This is a genomic window from Shewanella gaetbuli, assembly GCF_023284065.1.
In the GTDB taxonomy this organism is placed as follows: Bacteria; Pseudomonadota; Gammaproteobacteria; order Enterobacterales; family Shewanellaceae; genus Shewanella; species Shewanella gaetbuli.
This window is the reverse complement of the sequence record NZ_JAKIKP010000004.1, coordinates 203,133-222,267: the sequence shown is the minus strand read 5'-3', so window position 1 is coordinate 222,267 and position 19,135 is coordinate 203,133. Positions and strand designations below refer to the sequence as shown.

Sequence of the window (19,135 nt, the reverse complement as noted above, 5' to 3'; positions counted from 1 at the left end):
TACCTATTTAATTAGGGTGGTTACTTGGTCTTTTGCTTTACCGTGAATATAAATTTGTCCAACATCGACCACTGCAATGTCTTTCATAAACTTACGACCTAATAAAAGCGGATAATCTAAATGACTACGGTCTGTTAGATTTAAATCTGTTTCTGCAGAGTATTTACCGATTTTTAAGTGAGCGTGGATAACGGGTCGACGATCATCTTCAGAATCTGCATCTTGCTTAATTCTTACCATGCGTTCTACTTTTGATTCAAACGTATTAGCGGGTTTATCTGGGCCGTTGGTCAGTACATCAAAACGAACCCATTGGTCACCATTACGTTCAAAAAGCACGATGTTTCTAGCATCTAATGATGATGATTCAGCGCCAGTATCAATTCGGGTTGCAAATTTAGTTTTAACTTCATCAACATATACGCTTTCAACTTCACCTAACATAAACTTGTCACCAATGTTTGATTCAGAGCATTGATTGGTCACTTGGACTGGAACAGGTTTTGGGGTAGCCGCTGTTTTTTTCATTACTGAATGTGTTTCAGTAAAAGATTTGTCTAACTGAGCTTGTAGCTTTTTAAGTTCTTCAGAAACGGCGGTAATTTGCTCGGACTGTTGGCTGCATTGCTGGTTGAAGGCTGTAATAAGTTCTGTTTGCGATTCTTGTAAAGAACTTTGTATATCAGCATTGGTAATGCTAGCTGTTTCAGGTTGTTTGGTTGTAGTACAACCCGATACAAGGATTGTTGCAACGGATAATGCAAGTGCCTGTTTTAACATGTCAATTCCTGTTGAATAAGTGTTAACTAAACTAAATCTAAATTTGGTTGGTTCTTGGTCGCGACAATGATAGCTCTTTTAGGAGCAGGATAACCTTCTACTGTTAAGCTTATGTTATTTGGGTCTAAATAGTCCACTAAAGACTCGTTTTTCATCCACTTTGTCGAGCGTTGCTCAGCTAAAGATGTGACATCTACATCAACGCATCTCACATTGGTAAATTCACATTTTTCTAACCACAGAATTAATGCCGCAACAGAAGGTAAAAACCAAACATTATTCATTTTTCCGTATCGTTCTGTCGGAACCAGTACGGCGTTTTCATCACCGTCGATCACCAAGGTTTCGAGTACAAGCTCACCGCCCATTCTTAATTGATCACGCAGTTGCATAATGTGATCAATTGGCGAGCGCCTATGGTAGAGCACGCCCATAGAAAAAACGGTATCGAATGCATCAAGTGGCGGTAGTTCTTCAATACCCAGTGGTAATAAATGCACTGGATGATGGTTGCCTGCAATGCGTTTTACGGCTTCAAATTGGCACAAAAACAAAGGCGAGGGGTCAATTCCCACAACAAATTTTGCACCTTCGCCGTACATTCTCCACATATGATAACCACTTCCACAGCCAACATCTAATACTGTTCTGTTTTTTAATGGAGAAATATGGTTTTTTACTCTATCCCATTTCCAATCGCTACGCCATTCAGTATCTATATCGATGCCGTGTATTGAAAAAGGTCCCTTACGCCATGGTTGAAAAATCCCCAACAAATTTGACAGTTTTTCTGTTTGTCCTGCACTAAGTTGTGCGCCGCTACCTATGGTCACACTGGTTGTAAAATCGACCTTATCAGGGGTTGGGTAATGTAATTTATTAAGCACTTTCTCCCATTTAGGTAAGTTGCCATGTTTATGCTCACGTTGCCACTTACCCAGAATGGAAGGTAGGCTTTCAAGCCAGTGTTGCAAGTTGGAGTCAGCAATTTGTTGGTAAAACGAACCGAAACTAATCATTTAATGGCTACCATTGATACAAAATTAAAACATTGAAACCAAGTCGAATAATGACTAAAGCCACAGTTATCAAAGCGACTATGATGGTGCGTGAGCGTATCAGGTTTCATGACATTTTCTAAAGCGCTTCTTTTTTGACTAATTTCCAGCTCGCTGTAACCATTGGCACGTTTAAAGTCTAGGTGATGTTTATCTAACAGTTGTTGCATTTTGTTATCATCAAAGCGGAGTTTTTCTGAAATAACTAACATCCCACCTGGTAATAAGCCGCGATAAATCTTACCTATAAGTGCGTCTCTATCTTCAACAGGTAAAAATTGTAAGGTGAAATTTAATATAACCATTGATGTGTTGCTGATTTCAATATTCCTTATATCACCACATATTAGCTCTACGTTAGTATCACTCACGTAAGCAGATAAATTTTCTTTACAACGTTGGATCATCGACTCACTATTATCTACCGCAATAATATTGCAATTTCTTTGCTCAATTCTGCGACGGATAGTGAGTGACGCGGCCCCCAATGAACAACCCAAATCATATACATTGGTATTGGGAGTAACATGTGAATCGGCAAAATCGCCAATGGTATTAATTATTTGGGCATAACCGGGAACAGAGCGACGGATCATGTCGTTGAATACGCCAGCCACTTTTTGATCAAACACAAAATCAGAAACCTGATGGCTTGGGGTTGCGTAAATATTGTCTAATTCAGAATTCATTTAATAGCATATTGAAAAGTTCTATGCTTATTTTAGTCAATAGTTACAAAGGGCAGCAAGTACTGGGCAAAAATTAATATATTTTATTGTGTTAAATAACCATATTGCTGAAAATAGCAACGATTTATGTCCTTCTCATTAGCCATCTAGGGCTGCGGTCACAACAAGGCTTGTATAAATCAAAAAATAGAATTGTTTGTGGTGTCTGCTCTAGAAGAGATGGCGTAAAAATGTTATTTTTGTGCTAAATAATATGGAATTAAATTTGCCTTACGTTTTTTAACGATAACTACGGAGTATTTAGCCGTTAAACGTAATGCTTTTAGGATATTTTTAAAATTTTAGCTTTTACTACACAATGAGTTGTAATCGTTAGAATTTATTTTTGATAAGGATAGCACTTGAAAATAGTCATTAGATTATTTTTGACGATAATTACCACTGTACTTATTGTTTTCTCTCACAGCTCTGTTGCCACGAATCTTAGCGTTCAACCTATCAAAATTGTTATGGGGGAAGACACTTATCCCTACCAGTATCGTGACGAAAATGGCCAGCCAGCAGGAATTCTTGTGGATCTTTGGCTTGAGTGGTCAATGGTAACCAACACACCGATTACTTTTGATGTACAAAATTGGACTGAGTCACTCAATAGCTTACATAATGGTACCGCTGATATTCATATGGGTATGGCGATAAATGAGCAACGCTTAAACCGATTCGATTTCGCTAAACCGATCACCTCGTTAGACACTTTCTTATTTATTCATAAATCTATTGATCGTAAACGTCATTTAACAGACTTAATACCTTACCAAATAGGCCTAGTGGACGGTTCATCTCATGAGCAAACACTTAAAAACATTAACCCTAAGTTTAGTTTTCGTAAATATCCAAGCCGAATAGAGTTGCTTAAAGGAGCAAGTAACGGCGAAATATTAGTATTTGCTGGGGTCGAGGGGTATCAACGCAATGTGTCTTTAGACTTAGACATTGCCAATGAATTTCATACGTCTTCTAGATTACCAATCAACGATATTGCATTAGCGCCTGCCGTTAATAAAGGTAATAGTGCCTTACTAGCCAAAATTGAACAGGGCTTTGAGCAAATTGATGAAGCTCAGAGAATGCGAATTGAAAGGCGATGGCTTGGTTATAATCGTCAACAGGCAGGCATTATGATTGCCATGCAAAGTAATGTAGAGCCTTATGTTGATATTGGACTCGATGGCTTACCCGATGGTTTGTTTGTCGATTTGTGGAAACTATGGTCCAAAAAAACGGGGATCAGTATTGATTTCGTTATCGGAGATATGAACAGCTCAATTGAAGATATTAACAATGGTATTGCAGATGTGCATATTGGTTATCCTGAAAGCAATGAAATGCGCACAGGTCTAAAACAAGCTTGGCATTTAACCACCGTAAAAAGTCGTTTTTTCAGTACTAATATTAATATAAGCAACATCAATGATATTAGTCATGCCAGAGTAGGGGTTTTTCCGACGGCCCCTTACATTGCTAAAATTCGTCAGGCGTATCCTGATACCCAGATTCGTTTTTACGACTCTATTGCTGCCATGGTAGACGCATCTGAACGTAGTGAAATTAATGGTTTTTTTGCTGAATCGGCAAGTACTTCACATTATTTATTAACTAATAAATTGTGGACTGATTTTAAATTGTATACAAATATCGGCTACACCACTGATATCTATGTGTTAACTCGTCTAGAAGACAGCGGGCTTGCAGAAAGAATTTCTTCTGGATTTCAGTTGATTACACCTGAGGAAAGAAGTCGAATCGAAAATAAGTGGCTAATTAACCCGAATGACCGCTATTTTAGTAATAATGAACATAATATTATGTTATCGCAACAGCAGAAGGATTATCTTGCCAAGTTAGGCGCGATAAAAATGGGCTATTTGAAAGACTGGCGACCGATGGAATTTCAAGGAGGAAACGGTGAGTTTTTAGGCGTTAATTCTGATATAAAGTCATTGCTTGTTAAGCACTTAGGCTTATCAATTATTCCTGTGGCCTTTGATAATTTTGATCAAATGATGCAACAACTCCAGTCTGGTGAGATTCAAATAGTGGCCAGCCTTGCTCAAAATAATACTCGAGAAAAAACCATTATATTCAGTGAACCTTATTGGCCATCACCGTGGGCGATTGCCAGTGATATGACTCAACCAACGATTTTTAATGTGAGTCAACTAGCGGGTAAACGGCTTGCGGTTGTTCAAGGTTATCAGCTGATTGATCAGTTTAGACAGCGATATCCCGAAATAGACATTATTCCCGTTAGTGATACTTTGGCAGGGTTGAATACGGTGATTGATGGCCAAGCAGATATGTTTGTAGAAAAAGTCACTACCTTAGCTGAAAATCTTAAAAACGGTGATTATCCTAGCTTAAAACTGTCATTAATTGCGGATTTAGCTGACCAACAAAGTCGAATTGGCATTTTCTCGGGTGTTAAAGAATTACAACCGCTCGTTAATAAAGTCCTTTCGACGATGGATAAAACTGCACAACAAGCACTTTATCAAAAGTGGAACGATGTCAGATTGAATACTCACAGTAAATTCAGCTCTAAATGGGTCAATTATTTAATCATCGGTTTGTTAATCGTATCAGCGATAGCGTTGGCGGTCATCATCATTAATAGACGGTTAAATTTAGAAATTAAATTAAGGGAAGCTGCCGAAGATAGACTCGTTTTCATTGCTAATCATGATAATGTGACGGGCTTAGCCAATCGTACTCTACTTGAACAACAACTCAAATCATCTATCACTTCTCATAAACAGTCAGGTGATAAGTTTGCATTACTTTTCATAGATTTAGATGGTTTTAAAATCGTGAATGATCAATATGGTCATGATGTCGGTGATATGCTTTTAGCGGAAGTCGCATCTGTTTTCAAAAACGCTATTCGCAAGACTGATTCGGTGGCGCGCTTCGGTGGCGATGAGTTTGTTATTATTTTAAATCATATCCAAAGTTTACAAGACGCGAAACGATTAGCGGAATCATTGTTAAATAAGTTGGCAACGATAACCACTATTGAAGATAAACCAGTGATGATATCTGCCAGTATTGGCATGGCGGTTTATCCTAATAATGGTGATTCGCCTGAAGCCTTACTTAAGTACTCTGATACGTTGATGTATCAAGCAAAAAGAACCGGTGGCCGCAAGCATGTTCACCAATAAATTAACAACGGTTAGCGTATTTTCAATCACATCTAGGTTTCAACTAGTGCCGGGTTAGATTTGCGTTCCTTTATTCTGTATGCCTTGATGTATTTTTATCCAAACAAGCTGTAAACATTGTTCAAACTCTAGCTAAAGATTGTGTTCTAGTCGATACTGCCTCCATTAATTTGCTTAATAATGCATGCCAGCCTATTTGATAACCAATAAAGCGATTATTTTAATGCTCAAGCGAGCATATCAAGCTGATTTGAGGTTATAATGCCGCTTAATTACATTTTTATATGCGTTATATTTGCTTAGCGAAATTCGTTTTTATTTAAAGGATACAGTTCAATGCGTAGCCATTATTGTGGAGACATCAATAAGTCTCATGTGGGTCAAGAAATTACATTAGTAGGTTGGGTAAACCGTAGCCGTGATTTAGGTGGTGTGGTTTTTCTTGATTTACGCGATAGAGAAGGTGTTATTCAAGTCGTTTATGATCCTGATTTAAAAGACGTATTTGATGTTGCCAGTACACTACGCAGCGAGTTTTGTGTACAAGTTACCGGTATTGTTCGTGCTAGACCTGATAGCCAAGTTAATGGACAAATGAAAACGGGCGAGATTGAAGTATTAGGTAAAGGACTCACCATTATCAATACTTCAGCACCGTTACCATTAAGCATGGATAATCATCAAAATAATAGTGAAGAACAACGCTTAAAGTATCGTTACTTAGATTTACGTCGTCCAGAAATGGCACAACGGTTAATTTTTCGCGCGAAAGTGACTAGTTATGTACGCAACTTCCTAGATTCAAATGGTTTTTTAGACATCGAAACGCCTATCTTAACGAAAGCAACTCCAGAAGGTGCGCGTGATTATTTAGTCCCTAGCCGTACTTACAAAGGGCAGTTTTTTGCGTTGCCGCAGTCTCCACAACTATTTAAACAATTATTGATGATGTCTGGCTTTGACCGATACTATCAAATTGTAAAGTGTTTCCGTGATGAAGATTTACGCGCTGATCGTCAACCAGAATTTACTCAAATCGATATCGAAACTTCATTTATGACTTCAGAACAAGTCATGGCTAAAACTGAAGCAATGGTGCGTGGTTTATTCAACGATTTATTAAATGTTGATTTAGGCGAATTCCCACGGATGACTTTTGAAGAAGCCATGCGTCGTTTTGGTTCTGACAAACCTGATTTACGTAACCCATTAGAACTTGTTGATATTGCTGACTTAGTCAAAGAAGTCGAGTTTGCGGTATTTAAAGGCCCAGCTAATGATGCCGAAGGCCGTGTAACAGCACTACGTATTCCAACTGGCGCTTCATTATCTCGCAAGCAAATTGACGAATATACTAAGTATGTTGGTATTTATGGCGCTAAAGGCCTTGCATGGATGAAGGTAAATGACTTAGATGCGGGTATGGAAGGTATTCAGTCTCCGGTACTTAAGTTCCTTAATGAAGACATCGTTAAGCAAATTTTGGCTCGTACTGAAGCACAAACTGGCGACATTATTCTATTTGGCGCAGATAAAGCTAATGTTGTTGCTGAGGCCATGGGTGCATTACGCTTAAAAGCGGGCGAAGACTTCGAGTTATTAGAAGGTGAATGGCGTCCACTATGGGTTGTCGACTTCCCAATGTTTGAAAAAGCAGATGGCAGACTGCATGCCGTGCATCATCCGTTTACCGCACCTCGTGGTGTTAGCCCTGAACAGTTAAAAGCAGACCCGGCTAATACGGTTTCTGATGCTTATGATATGGTATTAAATGGCTGTGAATTGGGCGGTGGTTCAGTACGTATTCATAATGCTGAAATGCAAAGTGCAGTATTTGATCTGTTAGGAATTGAGCCACAAGAAGCGCAAGAAAAGTTTGGTTTCTTACTAGAAGCATTACGTTACGGCACACCTCCACACGCTGGTTTAGCCTTCGGTTTAGACAGAATCATTATGCTAATGACAGGGGCTAACTCTATTCGCGACGTAATGGCATTCCCTAAAACCACCACGGCCGCTTGTCCTCTTACTAATGCACCAGGTTTTGCCAACCCTCAACAATTAGTTGAGTTAGGTGTGCAAGTGATTGAAAAGAAAAATGCTGATGCTGAGTAACGGCTAAGGTCATTTCAGATACATTACCGAGGCTTATGCCTCGGTTTGTTTTTGTTTAAAGCAATTAATCTTTAAGGAGTTTAACTATGGCAGGACACAGTAAATGGGCCAATATTAGACATCGTAAAGCGGCTCAAGATTCTAAACGTGGCAAATTATTTACTAAATTCATTCGTGAGCTGACCGTTGCCGCTAGAGAAGGCGGATCTGATCCTGATTCAAACCCTCGTTTGCGCGCAGCTATTGATAAATCTTTATCCAATAATATGACTCGCGACACCATCGAAAGAGCCGTTAAACGTGGCGCGGGTGAATTAGATGGACAACAATTAGAAACCATTATTTACGAAGGCTATGGTCCTGGCGGCAGCGCGGTGATGGTTGAAACCATGACAGATAATCGTAATCGTACGGTATCTGGTGTTCGCAATGCGTTCAGCAAAAATGGCGGTAACTTAGGTACTGATGGTTCTGTGGCTTATTTGTTTAATAAAGTGGGTGTTATTTCTTACCCAGAAAACACCGATGAAGATACCGTAATGGATATCGCTATCGAGTCGGGTGCTGAAGATGTTGTGATAAACGATGATACTTCTATTGATGTTTACACCACGCCTGAAAGCTTTGGTAAAGTGAAAGATAAACTTGATGCAGCCAATCTCGAAAGCGTCAATGCTGAGGTTACCATGGTCGCTTCAACTAAAGCGGATTTAGATTTAGAGACTGCAGAGAAGTTTTTGAAATTGATTGATATCCTTGAAGATCATGATGATGTGCAAGAGGTATATCATAATGCTGAAATCAGCGAGCAAGTTATGGCACAGTTAGGTTAAATTAAATGGCATTAATCTTAGGGGTTGACCCAGGTTCACGTATCACAGGCTACGGGTTAATTGAATGTGTTGGCAGAAAACAAACTTATATCGGCAGTGGTTGCATTCGTACACAGTCAGATGAGCTGCCCCTTAGATTACAGCAAATTTATGCGGGTTTAACTGAAATTATTAAACAATATCAACCTGAACAATTTGCTATTGAGCGGGTTTTTATGGCTAAAAATGCTGACTCTGCTTTGAAGTTAGGTCAAGCAAGAGGTGCGGCAATCGTAGCGGCGACTTGCGCTAACTTACCTGTAGCTGAATACAGTGCGACTCAAATCAAAAGCGCGGTTGTGGGGACTGGTCGCGCACAAAAAGCGCAAGTACAACATATGATCACTCAGTTATTAAAATTACCCGCTGCCCCGCAGGCTGATGCTGCTGATGCCTTAGCTGTTGCAATGTGCCATTATCATACCTGTCAAAGCCTTGTTGCTTTGGGAGGACGTGCAAATACTAGAACATATGGAAGATATAAATGATAGGTCGTTTAAGTGGAATACTGGTTGAAAAGCAAGCCCCTGAAATTGTTTTAGATGTGAATGGTGTGGGCTATGAATTACAAGTTCCTCTAACTAGCTTTTACGAATTACCTGAAACTAATCAATCAGCTATGTTATACACTCACTTTGTTGTCAGAGAAGACGCACAATTGCTTTATGGTTTCATTACTAAACAAGAACGCGCTTTATTTCGCTTATTGATTAAGACCAACGGCGTTGGGCCTAAACTGGCTTTAACCATTCTATCGGGAATGAGTGCCAATGAGTTTGTTTCTTGTGTTGAACGTGATGATATTGCCACTTTAGTTAAATTACCGGGAGTAGGTAAGAAAACGGCTGAACGATTAGTAGTAGAAATGCGCGACAAACTGAAATCGTTACTTGAAGCTTCATCGGGTAATGAGCGAGAGTTTGTATTACAGTCAAATTATTCACCTGCTCCAGCAATTGAAAGTGCTGAAGAAGATGCAATATCAGCACTTATTTCGTTAGGTTACAAACCTGCTCAAGCCAGTAAGGCTGTTTCAGCTAACATGAAAGAAGGCATGTCGTCTGAAAGCCTTATTAAAGCGGCATTAAAATCAATGCTATAACCACTAAGGATTTGCTGTAAATGATTGAAGCCGATCGATTAATACAACCAGAACTTCAAGGACAAGATGAAGCTATTGATAGAGCTATGCGCCCTAAAATGCTTGACGAATATACTGGACAAGATGATACACGTGCCCAGCTTAAAGTATTTATTCAAGCGGCGTTAAATCGAAATGAAGCGTTAGATCATATGCTGATTTTTGGCCCTCCTGGTTTAGGTAAAACCACCTTAGCCATGATTGTCGCCAATGAAATGGGGGTTAATATTAAATCAACCTCCGGTCCAGTGCTTGAAAAGGCTGGCGATCTTGCTGCGCTGCTGACTAATCTAGAAGAAGGTGATGTATTATTTATTGATGAAATACATCGATTAAGCCCTGTAGTTGAAGAAATTCTTTATCCAGCATTAGAAGATTACCAATTAGACATTATGATTGGAGAAGGTCCGGCAGCACGTTCAATCAAATTAGATTTACCTCCGTTTACCCTTGTGGGAGCAACCACTCGGGCTGGTGCGCTTACTTCACCATTAAGAGCACGATTTGGTATTCCTTTACGATTAGAGTTTTATAATGTCACAGACTTAACCACCATCGTGACGCGCTCTGCTAAGGTAATGGGCTTATCTATTGAACCTGAAGGTGCGGTAGAAGTTGCTAGACGTTCAAGAGGTACACCGCGAATTGCCAACCGACTGTTAAGAAGAGTCAGAGACTACGCTGAAGTTAAACACGATGGTATTGTGACTAAGCAAGTTGCAGAGCAAGCACTTGATTTATTGGATGTTGATCTTGAAGGTTTCGATTATTTAGACAGAAAGTTGTTACTGGCCATTATCGATAAGTTTATGGGTGGACCAGTAGGTTTAGACAACCTTGCAGCAGCGATTGGCGAGGATAGAGAAACCATTGAAGATGTTCTTGAACCTTTTTTAATTCAGCAAGGCTTCATTCAGCGTACCCCACGAGGAAGAATAGCCACTCAACGTGCTTATGATCATTTTAATATTATTAAGCCCAACTAAGCTGAACTACGCATAACAACATGCTTTCTATAAATTATATTAATGATCACTGCATTAATTTGTTTGCAATACTTTCCCCAAGGATGGGGAGGTAAAGCTATGTTGAACCAAATTGTGGCCAGTTATTGATACACAAATTAGCTTGTTCTAGAAAAGATACTCTCTAGAAATGTATTTAAAATAAAATTCAAATAAATGATTGCAATTGCTAATTTCTTATCCATCGCTCAGGTTAACTAGACTAACAAGACTCTTCTAAAATGGACGCAATCGCGTTCATTTTTTATATCCGTAACAAAATAAACTCTGATGCATAAATACTCATTTTTAATGCTTAAGATTGGTTTGCTCAATATCGATAGGGTGAGTATTTATTATGAATGGTTGCAAACGTGTTAAAAGGTTAAAAATGTTGTCGAAGATTTTTCATTATTTGTAATTTAAATATTTTATAACAGTCTCGTTCGCTAGCGTAAATGTGACTTAGTTATAAATTATTCGAAGGTGTTGATTATTTGTACAAATAAAAAGTTCATTTTGAAATCTTTACCAAATAAAAATGTGACCCACATCACACTTTTGTCATTATCAAGGTTTATAAGTTGTTGCAACTGCACCGGTTTATTCTGCTGCTAAATTACATCATTTTAGTTGTTTAATCTGTCTCGCGCAGTGGGTTCTAGTGCCACTTAATCAGTGTTAACAATGTTGATTACGTGGTGCAAATTTTCATTAACAAATGCAGGTCAAAGTGTTAATCGAATGGTGTTTGACGGAAACGAAGAAGTTATTCAGTATCCCTACATCGTTAAATATGAGCGTGTCTAAAGAAACACAAAATTTATTCATATTAGCGAATAAATAATTATAAGTAGGCTAGGGAGCAATCTTAATCATGACCAAAAGAACACTTTTATCCACGAGCATAAAAACGGCATTGATTTCATCAATCGCTGTATCATCAGCGGCATCTGTGTCAGCTTACGCAGCAGAAGAAACTGCAAAGGTTGAGCGCATTGAAGTGACCGGTTCACGTATCCAACGTCAAGACATGGAAACAGCGTCTCCAGTTACTGTAATTGATGCGGGTTCAATTAAAGCTGAAGGCTACACTTCAGTCGATGAAATTTTACAAGCTCAACCTGCAATGGCTGGTATGGCTGTTGGTTCAACCACTAACAATGGTTCTGACGGTATGGCTCAGGTTGACCTTCGTGGTATGGGTGCAGAAAGAACACTAGTATTAATTAACGGTCGTCGTATGGTTAACTCAGGTTCTGGTGCCAACAGCGCAGTTGATTTAAACACCATTCCAGTTGCAATGATTGCCCGTGTAGAAATTCTTAAAGACGGTGCATCTGCAGTATATGGTTCAGACGCCATTGCCGGTGTGGTAAACATTATCACTAAGAAAGATTTCGAAGGCTTCCAGTTTGATATTAACGGTGGCGCAACAGACAAAGGTGATGGTGAAAACTTAGAGTTAAGTGCTTTGTATGGTTTTAACACCAATACTGGTAACTATACTTTTGGTCTAGCATACTCTGAGCGTCGTGGTGTGATGCAAGGAGACAGAGATTGGGTAGAAAAAGGCTCAAGCTCGTTTATTCCAGAAGGAACCTTAGGTGGCAAACAACTAGATCAAGAAACTGGAGAGTGGATTGATCGCACCTATGGTTATGACTTTACCCAAGACAGCTGGTTACAAACACCTAACAAGCGTTATAGCTTCTTCTTTAATGGTACAGAAGAAATTTCAGACAATGTGTCATTAACAGCTGATTTATTATATACCAAGCGTAAATCTAAACAGATGATGGCAGCGCAACCAGCTAATCTAGATTTAGCAGTATGTGATGCAAATACGGTGACTAATTGTATTACTTTGACCGATGAAATGATCAAAGGCGGCATCAAAGCCGATGAAGATGGCTTAGTCAATTATCGTAAGCGTATGAATGACGTTGGTAATCGTATCTATGAGCAAGATACTGATACTGTACGTGCTTCTTTAGGTCTTAACGGTTATTTGGATGCAGGTAACGGTTTAGATTGGGATGTATCTTATACGTGGGGCAAAAACTCAGCTGACACTTGGGTGCATAACTCAATTCACCAAGGCAATATGGAAAAATCAATCTATGCAAACCAAGATGCTTGGTTTGGTGGTCAACCCATGACGCAAGATATGATTGATGCCGTAAGCTATAAAGAAACCACTACCGGTGGTAACGAGCAACATACCGTAGCTGGTGTAATTAGTGGTGAAGCATTTGATTTAGACGCCGGCGCAGTTGCGTTTGCTGTAGGTGCAGAATTCCGTCATGAAAGCGGCTTCTATAATCCAGATCCGGTAATTGTTGCTGGTGAAGGCACTGCAGCACAGCAAGATCCAACTAAGGGTAGCTATGATGTATTCTCTGTTTACCAAGAAGTTAGCGTTCCGTTTACTGAGAAATTAACCGGTGAGTTTGCATTACGTTATGATGATTACTCAACATTTGGTAGTGCTGCAACGTGGAAAGTTGGCTTAACCTATGAAGCTACTAGCGATTTAATGCTTCGTACTGTTGCTGCAACTGGCTTCCGTGCACCAAGTGTAAGTGAGCTATATGGCGGTAACTCAGGTTCTTATGACTATTTAACAGACCCTTGGGGTAACGAATTAGACGACCAGATTCTAGTTAACTATGTTTCTGATGAGAACTTAGATGCAGAGTCTTCAGAGTCTTATACGGCTGGTTTGGTGTATTCACCTAGCTTTATTGATGGTTTCTCTATCACGCTAGATTGGTGGAGATTTAAAATCGACAATGCGATTTCACGTTTAGATGTACAAGCTGGGCTAAATAACTGTTTCGCCGGTGATACATCAGCGTGTGAGCAGTTTAACATTGGTGCTGATGGTGATTTAAGTGACCTAAGCAACCCACTAACTAACGTAGGTTACCAAGACACCAGTGGTATCGACTTCAACTTGGCTTATACGTTTGAAGCGTTAGGTATCGATTGGAAAATCAATAATGATTTAACTCACTTGATCAAGTTCGAGCAAGATGGCAACAACTACACAGGTACAATTGGTGGCATGTTTGGTGGTTACGCTGAATATAAAAATAACTTCAATATTACCGCACGTAGTGGAGCTTGGAGTGTAATGTACTCGAATCGTTATATTGGGGAAATGAACGACATCAATACTAATGAAGCAATTGATTCGATTCTATATCACAATATTTCAGCAACTTATCACTTCAGTGATTTAATCACTGCAAACGTGGGGGTTAAAAACCTAACGGATGAGGAGCCATTAATGATTCCTAGTGAAAATGATGCAGGTACAGTACCTGAAGTTTATGACACAATAGGTCGTCAAATTTATGCGGGTCTTTCATTCAAGTTTTAATCTCACTTAAAACGATAATGTAAGCGCTAAGTTATAGCCTATGAAAGCCTCAGACATTGATGTCTGGGGCTTTTTTGTGTCTATTTTACGTATATAAAACCGCTATAAATGTTTCTGGCTGGTAACACTTTGTTGCCCAGTGTAATGAAAGGTAAAGCGCCTTGTGGATGGATGATCCTCGCGTAAAATTAATTTTTACAAAAAGAATCTACCTTGTGTAGGTGTTTGAATTGTAAAATTATTAACTAGTTAGCCAGAACGATCAGTTTTGCAACAAACTCTGAGTACACTTTTTAAGTGATCCATTTGTCAGTTTAATGACTACAACTAACTGACAATGTTCACTTACCATCGATTAAAAATTAAATAATAATCCCAGTAGGGAATGGATATCCAACCGATGAAAAAACTTATTATTGTTATGGTGTTAGCCAGCGTAGCTGTTTATGGCTATTACGCAATGCAACCAGAAACTGTAAAAGCAAAACGTGTAAAACCAGTGCCAAATGTGGTCATTGCTACAACTAAAATGATGCCAATTAGAGATTCAGTCGAGGCAATTGGCACTGGTAAAGCCTTTGAATCAATTACTGTAACCTCAAAAATTACCGAATTAGTGACAAATATAAATTTTAATGATGGCGACATCGTTGAAAAAGATGCGCTACTTGTGCAACTACAATCTGCAGAACAACAAGCTAAAGTCAAAGTTGCCCAAGTTAAACTCACTGAACACATGCGAGAGTTAGATCGTATTAGTTCACTGGTCACCAGTAAAACCATTGCTGAACTTGAACGAGACAGATTACAAAGCTTAATAGATTTAGCCAGGGCAGAACTAGAGCAGGCGGTATCAGGGTTAACAGACAGAACCATTAGAGCGCCTTTTGCTGGTCGTTTAGGCTTAAGACAAGTCAGTTTAGGTAGCTTGGTCAGCACGGGTGAAGCAATCACCACATTAGATGATGTCAGTAAAATCAAGCTCGATTTTTCTATTCCTGAACGTTTTATACAAGATTTACAACCCGGTAAAACCGTCGAAGCACAGGCGGTTGCATATCCAGGGCGTATTTTTAAAGGGGTGGTTTCATCCATCGATAGCCGGGTTAACCCTGATACTCGTGCTGTAGTCGTTAGAGCAATTATGCCTAATGAAGATTACGCTTTATTGCCGGGCATGTTGATGAAAGTTAAATTCATTAAGCAAAGTCGCCAAGGGTTATTACTGCCCGAAGCCGCTATTATTCCACTACAAGAAAAGCATTATGTTTATGGTTTAACTGAAAACAGTGAAATTGTACAAATTCCTGTCAAGCTAGGTATTCGCACTCGTGGCTGGGTTGAAATTACTGATGGTTTAGCCGAAAACCAAGATGTTGTGATTAGAGGTATTCTAAAAGTTCGTCCCGGCGATAAAGTCAAAACGCAACAAGCTGAAAACTTCAACTTCGCCCAAGTGAGTAATGCGGAGAAAGCAGCATGATTTTAACTGACTTATCTGTAAAGCGGCCGGTATTTGCGTCTGTGATCAGCATTCTGTTAATTGTGCTTGGCTTGGTATCGTTTGATAAGCTGCCGTTAAGAGAATATCCACACATTGACCCTCCAGTGGTGTCAGTTGAAACCAATTATCGTGGCGCCAGTAGTGCAGTTGTTGAAAGCCGTATAACGAAGTTAATTGAAGATAGAATTAGTGGTGTTGAAGGGATTCGACATATTAGTTCATCTAGCTCTGATGGCCGCTCAGATGTGACCATTGAATTTGATATTAGCCGTGACATTGAAGCGGCAACCAATGATATTCGCGATAGAGTAGCAGGTTTACTCGACAACTTACCCGAAGAGGCTGACCCGCCAGAAATTCAAAAAGCCAATGGTGGCGATGAAGTCATTATGTGGCTCAATTTAGTGTCTGATCGCATGGATACTCTTCAGCTTACTGATTATGCAAATCGCTACTTAGTGGACCGTTTTTCAATTATTGACGGCGTATCCACCCTACGATTAGGTGGTGGAAAGGTTTATGCCATGCGTGTGTGGATTGACCGACAAGCATTAGCGGCAAGAAACCTCACCGTAACAGATATTGAGTCTGCGTTACGTTCTGAAAATGTCGAATTACCCGCGGGTTCAATTGAATCTCAACATCGTCATTTCACCGTTAGATTAGAACGGGTATTCAAAACTGCAGATGACTTTGCAAACTTGGTGCTAGCTCAAGGTGACGATGGCTATCTTGTTAAGTTGGGAGATGTCGCCAAAGTTGAAATTGGTAGTGAAGAAGAGCGCATTATTTTCCGTGGTAATACCGAGTCAATGATTGGTTTAGGGGTGAGTAAACAATCTACCGCTAATACACTAGAAGTTGCCCGTGCTGCCAATGCATTGGTTGATAAAATTAACCCTACATTGCCCGCTGGTATGGAAATTAAACGTTCATACGACAGCTCAGTATTTATTGAGCGATCAATTGACGAAGTTTATCAAACCTTATTTATTGCGATGATTCTAGTCGTTATTGTGATTTATTTGTTCCTCGGTAGCGTGCGGGCAATGCTTATTCCGGCAATTACTGTTCCAGTATCCTTATTAGCCACTTTTACCGTGTTATATGCATTGGGCTACACCATTAACCTATTGACCTTATTAGCTATGATTCTTGCTATTGGTATGGTGGTTGATGATGCCATTGTCATGCTGGAAAATATTCATCGTCGAATAGAGCTAGGTGACTCGCCATTAAAAGCGGCATTTTTAGGCAGTAGGGAAGTTGGTTTTGCCATTGTTGCCACCACCTTGGTATTAGTTGCGGTGTTTATGCCGATTACTTTCTTAGAAGGTGACTTAGGTAAGTTGTTTAAAGAGTTTGCGGTAACCATGAGCACCGCGGTGATATTCTCAAGTATTATCGCGCTATCACTCAGCCCAATGATGTGCTCTAAATTACTCAAGCCAGCTGACCAAGATACGGCACTAATGCGTTTTGTTGATAATCTAATGGATAAACTAACTCAGCATTACACCAAAACGTTAACAACAGCCTTTAAACATCCGGTATTAGTAAGTTTGTTGTTATTGTGTGCTTTTGCCATGAGTGGCTATTTATTCAACAAGGTGCCGCAAGAATTTGCGCCTCAAGAAGACAGAGGCTCAATGTTCTTAATTGTTAATGGCCCACAAGGTGCCACTTTCGAATATATTGAAAAATACATGGATGAAATTGAAGGGCGGTTAATGCCTCTAGTTGAAAGTGGCGATGTAAAACGTCTTCTTATTCGCGCACCAAGAAGCTTTGGACGTTCTTCAAATTTCTCTAATGGTATGGCAATTATCGTACTAGAGGATTGGGGGCAAAGACGTAATGCCAATGAAATTCTTACCGATATTCGAGGAAGGTTAGCCGATCTTTCTGGGGTGCGAGCCTTCCCTATAATGCGCCAAGCTTTTGGTCGGGGAGTCGGTAAGCCAGTGCAATTTGTGTTGGGTGGCCCAAGTTTTGAAGAGCTAGCTGAATGGCGTGATATTTTATTGGATAAAGCTAAAGAAAATCCAAATCTAATAGGTCTTGATCATGATTATAAAGAAACTAAACCTCAATTAAGGGTGGTTATCGATCGGGTTAGAGCAGCTGATTTAGGGGTATCAGTTTCAGATATTGGACGAACACTTGAAACCATGCTGGGTTCTAAACTAGTGACAACCTTTATGCGTGATGGTGAAGAGTATGATGTCATCATTGAGGGAAATCGTGATAATCAAAATACCGCCAGCGATATGGATAATCTTTATGTACGATCTTCGCACACTAAAGAATTAATTCCATTATCAAATTTGGTCAGTATTCAAGAGTTTGCCGATGCCAGTTCATTAAATCGTTACAATCGTATGCGCTCGATAACCATTGAAGCGAATTTAGCTGATGGCTACAGTTTAGGTGAGGCATTAGATTATCTAAATGAGATCACCGAAACCTATTTACCTGCAGAGGCTACGGTCAGTTACAAAGGTCCGTCGTTAGACTACCAAGAGTCTGGTAATTCCATGCTGTTTGTATTCATCTTAGCGCTCGGTATTGTATTTTTAGTGTTGGCTGCACAGTTTGAAAGCTATGTTCATCCAATGATTATCATGCTAACCGTGCCACTCGCCACTTTAGGTGCGCTGATTGGCTTATGGTTAACGGGTCAAAGTATCAACATATACAGTCAAATTGGTATTATTATGTTGGTGGGATTAGCTGCTAAAAACGGTATTCTGATTGTTGAGTTTGCAAACCAATTACGTGATCGTGGTGAAGCCTTTAACGATGCGATACTGAAAGCATCTGCACAACGATTAAGGCCCATTTTAATGACCGGCATTACGACAGCAGCAGGTGCTTTACCCCTAGTGATGGCAGAAGGAGCAGGCTCTGAAACCCGCTATGTTATTGGTGTTGTAGTGCTGGCAGGTATCAGTTTAGCCACATTCTTTACCCTAGTGGTTATTCCTGTTGCTTATGCATTATTTGCACGCAATAGCCAATCACCAGAATCAGTTACTAAACAGCTTGAAGCTGAATTACAGCAATAAAGCTTAAGATTTTGAGATTAGAAAGAGCCTATCTAGGGCTCTTTTTTTAGGTATACATGTAAGTGACTTTATTAACTTCAAAGCAAACTGCCATTCCAGTAATGCTTTTGAGCCGGAATCTATGCAGCTCTGTCGTGAGTATGAATAAAACAGATCCTCGATAAAAGATCTCGAGGATGACGAATTGACTTGGTGAATCATTTACCGTCATTAAGACATTGCTTTGAGTCGGAGCCTAGGCTTAATTCTACCGTCATTTCGGTAATGCTTTAAGCCGGAATCTATGTTTAATAAA

At 39.6% G+C, this 19,135-nt stretch carries 12 protein-coding genes; 9 read left to right on the top strand and 3 right to left on the bottom strand.

Annotated features, from left to right (window positions below; translation table 11 throughout):
- Window positions 1–3 precede the first annotated feature (3 nt).
- Genes L2672_RS07890 through cmoA form a run of 3 tightly spaced genes read right to left on the bottom strand, consistent with a single transcriptional unit; the run spans window position 4 to window position 2,527 of the window.
- Window positions 4–780, bottom strand: a complete 777-nt coding sequence (locus L2672_RS07890) for an ATP-dependent zinc protease family protein (protein WP_248995283.1) — start codon at window positions 778–780, stop codon at window positions 4–6.
- A 26-nt stretch (window positions 781–806) separates the two neighbouring features.
- Window positions 807–1,799, bottom strand: coding sequence for a tRNA 5-methoxyuridine(34)/uridine 5-oxyacetic acid(34) synthase CmoB (gene cmoB / locus L2672_RS07885; RefSeq protein WP_248995282.1), 993 nt, complete (start codon window positions 1,797–1,799; stop codon window positions 807–809).
- Window positions 1,796–2,527: a carboxy-S-adenosyl-L-methionine synthase CmoA gene (cmoA, locus tag L2672_RS07880; protein ID WP_248995281.1), complete on the bottom strand. Its 732-nt coding sequence runs from the start codon at window positions 2,525–2,527 to the stop codon at window positions 1,796–1,798. The genes cmoB and cmoA overlap by 4 nt, the downstream gene beginning before the upstream one ends.
- 401 nt (window positions 2,528–2,928) lie before the next feature.
- On the opposite strand from cmoA, the gene L2672_RS07875 reads away from it, so the two are divergent.
- The 9 genes from L2672_RS07875 to L2672_RS07835 all read left to right on the top strand — a co-directional run bounded on the left by L2672_RS07875 (window position 2,929) and on the right by L2672_RS07835 (window position 18,840).
- Window positions 2,929–5,748, top strand: coding sequence for a diguanylate cyclase domain-containing protein (locus tag L2672_RS07875; protein ID WP_248995280.1), 2,820 nt, complete (start codon window positions 2,929–2,931; stop codon window positions 5,746–5,748).
- A gap of 336 nt (window positions 5,749–6,084) precedes the next feature.
- Window positions 6,085–7,863: an aspartate--tRNA ligase gene (gene aspS, locus L2672_RS07870; RefSeq protein ID WP_248995279.1), complete on the top strand. Its 1,779-nt coding sequence runs from the start codon at window positions 6,085–6,087 to the stop codon at window positions 7,861–7,863.
- A gap of 86 nt (window positions 7,864–7,949) precedes the next feature.
- Complete coding sequence (locus L2672_RS07865) at window positions 7,950–8,696, top strand: YebC/PmpR family DNA-binding transcriptional regulator (protein ID WP_248995278.1); 747 nt, start codon at window positions 7,950–7,952, stop codon at window positions 8,694–8,696.
- Window positions 8,697–8,701: 5 nt separating this feature from the next.
- Entirely contained in the window at window positions 8,702–9,223 is a 522-nt protein-coding gene (gene ruvC, locus L2672_RS07860) for a crossover junction endodeoxyribonuclease RuvC (RefSeq protein ID WP_248995277.1), read from the top strand.
- Window positions 9,220–9,837, top strand: a complete 618-nt coding sequence (ruvA, locus tag L2672_RS07855; RefSeq protein WP_248995276.1) for a Holliday junction branch migration protein RuvA — start codon at window positions 9,220–9,222, stop codon at window positions 9,835–9,837. The genes ruvC and ruvA overlap by 4 nt, the downstream gene beginning before the upstream one ends.
- Window positions 9,838–9,857: 20 nt before the next feature.
- Complete coding sequence (ruvB, locus tag L2672_RS07850; protein ID WP_248995275.1) at window positions 9,858–10,862, top strand: Holliday junction branch migration DNA helicase RuvB; 1,005 nt, start codon at window positions 9,858–9,860, stop codon at window positions 10,860–10,862.
- Between the two features lie 895 nt (window positions 10,863–11,757).
- Entirely contained in the window at window positions 11,758–14,268 is a 2,511-nt protein-coding gene (locus L2672_RS07845) for a TonB-dependent receptor plug domain-containing protein (RefSeq protein ID WP_248995274.1), read from the top strand.
- Between the two features lie 400 nt (window positions 14,269–14,668).
- Complete coding sequence (locus tag L2672_RS07840; protein WP_248995273.1) at window positions 14,669–15,751, top strand: efflux RND transporter periplasmic adaptor subunit; 1,083 nt, start codon at window positions 14,669–14,671, stop codon at window positions 15,749–15,751.
- Entirely contained in the window at window positions 15,748–18,840 is a 3,093-nt protein-coding gene (locus L2672_RS07835) for an efflux RND transporter permease subunit (RefSeq protein ID WP_248995272.1), read from the top strand. The genes L2672_RS07840 and L2672_RS07835 overlap by 4 nt, the downstream gene beginning before the upstream one ends.
- Window positions 18,841–19,135 lie beyond the last annotated feature (295 nt).

What these genes read in the sequence shown, in the direction of transcription:
- L2672_RS07890 (WP_248995283.1), bottom strand. Translation starts at nt 780, where the DNA reads ATGTTAAAACAGGCACTTGCATTATCCGTTGCAACAATCCTTGTATCG.
- cmoB (WP_248995282.1), bottom strand. Translation starts at nt 1,799, where the DNA reads ATGATTAGTTTCGGTTCGTTTTACCAACAAATTGCTGACTCCAACTTG.
- cmoA (WP_248995281.1), bottom strand. Translation starts at nt 2,527, where the DNA reads ATGAATTCTGAATTAGACAATATTTACGCAACCCCAAGCCATCAGGTT.
- aspS (WP_248995279.1), top strand. Translation starts at nt 6,085, where the DNA reads ATGCGTAGCCATTATTGTGGAGACATCAATAAGTCTCATGTGGGTCAA.
- L2672_RS07865 (WP_248995278.1), top strand. Translation starts at nt 7,950, where the DNA reads ATGGCAGGACACAGTAAATGGGCCAATATTAGACATCGTAAAGCGGCT.
- ruvC (WP_248995277.1), top strand. Translation starts at nt 8,702, where the DNA reads ATGGCATTAATCTTAGGGGTTGACCCAGGTTCACGTATCACAGGCTAC.
- ruvA (WP_248995276.1), top strand. Translation starts at nt 9,220, where the DNA reads ATGATAGGTCGTTTAAGTGGAATACTGGTTGAAAAGCAAGCCCCTGAA.
- ruvB (WP_248995275.1), top strand. Translation starts at nt 9,858, where the DNA reads ATGATTGAAGCCGATCGATTAATACAACCAGAACTTCAAGGACAAGAT.
- L2672_RS07845 (WP_248995274.1), top strand. Translation starts at nt 11,758, where the DNA reads ATGACCAAAAGAACACTTTTATCCACGAGCATAAAAACGGCATTGATT.
- L2672_RS07840 (WP_248995273.1), top strand. Translation starts at nt 14,669, where the DNA reads ATGAAAAAACTTATTATTGTTATGGTGTTAGCCAGCGTAGCTGTTTAT.
- L2672_RS07835 (WP_248995272.1), top strand. Translation starts at nt 15,748, where the DNA reads ATGATTTTAACTGACTTATCTGTAAAGCGGCCGGTATTTGCGTCTGTG.